Raw genomic sequence first — 2,432 nt, 5'->3', positions numbered from 1 at the left:
GCGGTGAGGCCGGTCTGCATCAGCGCCTCGGCGCCGGCCCGGTCGCTGGCCTCGACATAGAGCCGCAGTTCCGGCGCGTTGCCCGAGGGGCGGACGTGCACGATGCGGCCATCGGCCAGCGTCATCCGCACGCCGTCGGTCAGGTCGGTGCCCGCCTCGGTGCCGCCGAGCTGCGCCAGGAACGCCGCGCGGGCTTCGGCGTTGTCGGCGAGGCTGGCGACAAAGGGCTGCGAGCGCTCCTGCGGCACCTCCTGCAGACGATCCGCCATCGTCACCACCGGCGGCTCCTGCGCCACCCGCTCCGAGACCGCGCCCCCCGCCGCCGCGATCAGCGTCATGATCAGCGGCAGCATGCAGTCGCGGGTCGGCAGCGGCGCCAGCGCCCCCGCCGGGCCCTGCGCCTCGAAGCCCAGCAGGAAGCCGCCATTGGCCTCGTAGCCCACCACCTTGCCGCCGGCCGCCTCCATGCCGGCGATCACGAAGGGCGAGCCGATCCGCGTCAGCCGCACCGCGCCGAAGGCCTTCTTCTGCACGCCCGAGTTCGACGAGATCGGCGTCACCACCGTCTCGGCGCCCAGCATCTCGGCGGTGATCTGGCCCATGACGTCACCGGGCACGATGGTGCCGGTCTCATCCGCCAGCAGCGGCCGGTCGCTGTCGCCATCGGTCGAGACCAGCGCGTCGAGCCCGTCCCCCTTTACCCACGCAGCGATCTGCGCGCGGGTGTCGGGATCGACGGCCTCGGTGTCGACCGGGATGAAGGTCTCGGAGCGGCCATACGCCACCACCTCGGCGCCCAGCCCTTCCAGGATCGCCGCAAGATCGTCGCGCCCCACCGCCGAATGGGCGTAGAGACCGATCCTGCGGCCCCGCAGAGCCTCTGCCCCGCAGGCGCTGATGTAGCGCGCGACGAAACGCGCCGCAGCGCCGTCGTCCTGCGCCAGAGCGCCCTCCCCGGCCCCTGCAGCCCGACCGAGCGCGCCGTTGATCGCGCCCTCGTCGGTCTTGGTGATCTCGCCGGTGCGGGAGTAGAACTTCAGCCCGTTGCGATCGGCGGGGATGTGGCTGCCGGTGACCATGATCGCTCCGGCGCCCGCCTCCTGCGCCGCCAGCGCCAGCGCCGGCGTCGGCAGCGCGCCGCAATCGATGACGCGGATGCCCTCGGCCCGCGCCGCCGCCGCGATATCCGCCGCGATGCGCGGGGAGGACGGGCGCAGGTCGCGCCCGAGGCAGAGGCCCTCGCCGATGTCGCAGGCCGCGATGAACGCCCGCACGTGATCCGCGACCAGCCCGGGCGTCAGCTCTGTCACCAGGCCGCGCAGGCCGCTGGTGCCGAATTTCGGTGCCATTTTCCTTGGTCCCTCAGTCAGTTGTCCGAGACGGAAGGGGGCTCAGCCCTTCGCCCCCTGGCCGCGGGAATAGACATCCTCGTAGCGCACGATGTCGTCTTCACCGACGTAAGAGCCGGTCTGCACCTCGATCAGCACCATCGGCACCTTGCCGGGGTTCTCCATCCGGTGCACCGCACCCAGCGGAATGTAGATCGACTCGTTCTCGGTCACCAGCTTGACGGTGTCGTCGCAGGTCACCTTGGCGGTGCCTTCGACCACGATCCAGTGCTCGGAACGGTGGAAATGGCTCTGCAGCGACAGCGATGCGCCGGGATGCACCACGATGCGCTTCACCTGGAAGCGCGAGCCGACCACGAGGCTCTCGAACCAGCCCCAGGGACGGCGGTCCTTGGGGAACTCGAGCGCCTGCTTGGCGCCCTTGGCCTTGAGCGCGTTGACCGCCAGCTTGACGTCCTGCGCCCGGTCCTTGGGGGCCACCAGCACCGCATCGTTCATCGCCACCGCGATCATGTCGTCGAGCCCGATGCCGACCACCTCGACGGTCTCGCTGTCCGAGCGCAGCAGCGAATCCCTGCAGTCGATCGCCGTGGCCGCGCCGTGGGTCACGTTGCCGCTCTCGTCCGGCCCGGCCTCGCGCCAGATCGCATCCCAGCCGCCGAGATCCGACCAGCCGGCATCGAAGGGCACCACCTCGAGCCCCTCGGCCTTTTCCATCACCGCATAGTCGATCGAGATGTCCTCGGCCCGCGACCACGGCTCCGGCGCGAGCCGCAGGAAGCCGAGATCGACCTCCGCCTCGGTCACCGCCGCGGTCACCGGGGCGACGAGCTGGCTGGCATAGGTATCGAAGGCCGCGAGGATGTCCTTGACCCGAAACAGGAAGATGCCGGCGTTCCACAGATAACTGCCGCTCTCGAGCATCTCGGCCGCGGTGGCCGCGTCGGGCTTCTCGACGAAGCGCTTGAGCGGGACGGTGCCCTCGCCGGCGCCATCGAGCTCGAGATAGCCATAGCCGGTCTCGGGCCGGTCGGGGCGGATGCCGAACAGCACCAGCTTGCCGGCCTCGGTCGCCTTCAGCCC

General features: G+C 70.7%; 2 protein-coding genes. Both read right to left on the bottom strand.

Annotated features, from left to right (window positions below; all coding sequences use genetic code 11):
- Positions 1-1,349, bottom strand: a 1,349-nt coding sequence (locus AC6RA4_RS24850) for a phosphomannomutase (protein WP_500164897.1), incomplete at its 3' end; no start/stop codon positions are given.
- 42 nt (positions 1,350-1,391) lie between these two features.
- Positions 1,392-2,432 (bottom strand): mannose-1-phosphate guanylyltransferase/mannose-6-phosphate isomerase (locus AC6RA4_RS24845; protein ID WP_500164895.1); only part of this gene is annotated, 1,041 nt, incomplete at its 5' end.

The organism is Salipiger sp. (assembly GCF_059781815.1).
This window is presented reverse-complemented; position numbering and strand designations above follow the sequence as displayed.